4 protein-coding genes are annotated in these 2,915 nt (G+C 66.7%); all 4 read right to left on the bottom strand.

The genetic code is table 11. The features are described from left to right. On the bottom strand, positions 1-697 hold a 697-nt coding region (gene icmH, locus EOA33_RS30520), incomplete at its 3' end, for a type IVB secretion system protein IcmH/DotU (protein WP_145989365.1). A 4-nt stretch (positions 698-701) separates the two neighbouring features. Then, positions 702-2,036 carry a type VI secretion system baseplate subunit TssK gene (gene tssK, locus EOA33_RS30515; RefSeq protein WP_127407337.1) on the bottom strand — a complete coding sequence of 445 codons (1,335 nt, stop codon included), beginning with the start codon at positions 2,034-2,036 and terminating at the stop codon, positions 702-704. A 49-nt stretch (positions 2,037-2,085) separates the two neighbouring features. Beyond that, on the bottom strand, positions 2,086-2,538 hold the full coding sequence (tssJ, locus tag EOA33_RS30510) for a type VI secretion system lipoprotein TssJ (RefSeq protein ID WP_127407336.1): 453 nt from the start codon (positions 2,536-2,538) through the stop codon (positions 2,086-2,088). Between the two features lie 3 nt (positions 2,539-2,541). Next, a partial coding sequence (tagH, locus tag EOA33_RS30505; protein ID WP_127407335.1) for a type VI secretion system-associated FHA domain protein TagH occupies positions 2,542-2,915 on the bottom strand: 374 nt, incomplete at its 5' end.

Below are 2,915 nucleotides of genomic sequence, written 5' to 3'. Positions count from 1 at the left end.
CCATCACCCAGATCGGCACGATGAAGCGCTGCGGTTCGTCCGAGGCGATCACGCCTTTCCAGTGTGGCGACAGCGGGGCGCCCTCGGCGTCGGCATCGCGCAGGAAGCGCGCCGCCGCCACGCGAACGGCATTGAGCGATCGGTCGCCGGAGCGGCCGGGCACCCTGTATTTGCCGCGGAAGCCGAGCGCCAGGCACTGGTACTGCAGCTCCAGCAATTCGCGATCCCGGTTCGGGTGGCGCTCCAGTTCGTCGAGACGCGTGAAGAACTGGGTGCCGGCATCGACGTCGCCGCGCAGCATGACCACCAGCGGCTGGCGGGGCCATGCGCTGGCGCCGCCCCAGGGCGTGTTCAGCGCGAGGTCGTCGAGCAGCGCCGCCACCACCCAGGCCGCCTGATCGGCGCGCTCCAGAGACGATCCCGATGTCATGGCGGCATCGCGCGCCCGAACCAGCTCTTCGAGCAGGCGCGTGCGCAATGTTTCAGGGTTCTCCGGCGCCAGCGCGCTTTCAAGCTCGGGCGCGAATTCGAGCAGCGGCGCGAAGGCGTTGATGAGCGCATTGGGATGGGCGCGCGAGCGCTTGACCGGCGCACCCGTCAGCATCGGCGCCATCGGCCGCGGCATCTGGGCGCCGGTCAGTCTGATGCGCGTGCGTTCACGATCCTCCGACAGTCCGAAGGGATCATCCCGGCTCATGATCTCACCTGTTCACCGAATAGCAGTCGACCTGCGGCTCGCTCGGCAAGACACCGGAAACGCCGATGACGAAGCCGGGGGCGTCGAGCAGCGAGGCCCAGTGCTCGCTCTTCTGGTCAAGCTCGAGGCACAGCCGGTCGCCGTCGTAGGGGATTTCGCGCGGCTGTGAATGCAGCGGCTTCAGCGGAATGCCGGGCAGGCGCGACTTCCACAGGCCTTCGAACTGGTCGGCCGCGCCGACCGTCGCCTGATTGACGAAGATCTTGCGCAGCGCATCTTCCGACAGCTCGGACCCGACCCGGATGACGATGCGGCTCGCCACCAGCAGCTTCGGGTTGTCGATGCGGATCTTCCAGACATTGGTCGAGTGCCGCATGACAGGCAGGGCGCGCGACTTGGGCTCGATATAACGCAGGCTCAGGATGAGCGAGCGCAAGGCATCGGCCAGCGCCGTATAGGCGGGGCCAGGGGCCATGTGGTCATAGGCCGGCAATTCGCCCAGCCGTCGCGAACTGGAGCCGTAGGTCGCCATCTCGCCAGCGAGGCCGGCAAGCTCGAGGTAGAGCTCGGCCGGGTGAAAGACGTCCTGCGCCAGCATGTGCGCCAGCCGCGGGCGCGCCGCGTTGGCAAGGTGCAGCATCAGGAGGTCCTCCACGCTGCGCCCGGGCCCGCCCATCACCATCTTGCCATGCGCCTCGGCGATCTGGTCGAGGCCGGTGACGACTTCCAGAAGCAATTGCCGGTACCAGGCCACCGCACCCGTGATCAATGTCGGCGGCAGGAACGTCTCGTCCAGCGAGACGCCACCATCGGCCCGCACGCCTTTGACATCGGCGACGGGCAGGGCGGTGTAGCCGCCAACCGACTTGCCCGGCGCAAGCAACAGCGCCTGCGGCCGGGCAATCTCGATTTCCTCGGGGTCCGAACCTCCTTGCACCGCGTCGCGGACCGACACGATCCGCCCGTGATAGCGCGCGCCGGTGGATGCGGCGTGCGCCGGATCGAAGCCGACGCCTCCGGGAGGTTCGAGCGGCAGCGCGATCAGCACCGGCCCTGCGCCGGTGTCGGCCGTGACCGGCAAGGGTCGCGGCGCATCCATCATCTCGGGAATGGAGAAGGGAGTTCCATCGGGGAATATACCCCGCGCCGACAAGATGGCGATCTGGCCGGCGTCGAGCAACGACTGATCCAGGGTAAGCTGCTGGAAGCCGAACGTATGCAGTTGCCCGGCCCGCAAGGCGCCGCGCACCGTTGCCTCGAGGAACCGGTCCTGCTGCTGGAAATGCTGGGTCCGCAGAAACAGTCCCTCAGACCATAGCACCCTGTTTGCATCGCTCATGCCGTTACTCTCTGCACGGAGCCACTTCCTGTCTCGCCCTGTCTCGCCGCTAGGCGGAGATACCGCCGCCGCCGAGCGTCACGTTGATGGTGAATTTGGATCCAGGCGAGATCGACTTGGTCGTTCGCCAGCTCCTCCCACCAGGTTCGCGGATCAGCGCGACGAAACCGAGCGCCGTCGCGTTTGGTTCGACCGTGATGGTCTTGGCCGCGGTCTTTCCCGGCGCGACGGAGATGGTGTCGGATCCGATGAGGTCGGCCCCGAGCGCGGACCCTGCATCGCCCTGCAGCGCGAAATAGTCGGCCGAATTGAACTTGCCGGTGCTGCTCAGCCGCATCACCAGGACCGTCACCGGCCGGTCGCCGCCGCCCGGCCCCGGGTTCATGCCGGCTCCACCGCTCACATTGACCGTGATCACAGATGGTTTCGGCGGGCCGCTCTGGCAGGCCGAAACCAGCCCCGTCGCGCCGAGGGCAATGATGAATTCGCGTCGATCGATCATGTCTCACTCCTCCTCATATGCATCCCTAAAATCTGCGCCGACTTCGCCAAGGAAGGTTTTTTCCGCGCTCTCGGCGATCTCACGATGGCGTTTCTGGTAGAGCTCCCACAGCTTGGCGCCGCGCCCACCCGAAAGCAGCGTGCCGATCGCGGAATTCGATTTCAGCTCTTCCTCGATCGCCGCCGGGTCGAAGCGGTCGACCATCTGGCGAAGCGCTGCCTGCACGCCGCGCCAGGCGCGCACGTGATGTTGCGCGAGATCGCGGACCGCGTCCGAGATCGCCGCCTCGCCATCAAGAAAGCCGGGGCTGCGTTCGCCAAGAATGGTCACGATGGCGTCGTCGACCGTCGGCAGGAACTTGAGAGGATTGACCTCGG

It is taken from the genome of Mesorhizobium sp. M4A.F.Ca.ET.050.02.1.1 (assembly GCF_003997725.1).
Classification (GTDB): domain Bacteria; phylum Pseudomonadota; class Alphaproteobacteria; order Rhizobiales; family Rhizobiaceae; genus Mesorhizobium.
Note: the sequence above shows the minus strand (reverse complement) of the source record. Positions and strands in the feature narration are given on the sequence as shown.

Bases quoted from the DNA above. Each gene is read 5' to 3' on its own strand.
- tssK (WP_127407337.1), bottom strand. From the start codon at position 2,036: ATGAGCGATGCAAACAGGGTGCTATGGTCTGAGGGACTGTTTCTGCGG.
- tssJ (WP_127407336.1), bottom strand. From the start codon at position 2,538: ATGATCGATCGACGCGAATTCATCATTGCCCTCGGCGCGACGGGGCTG.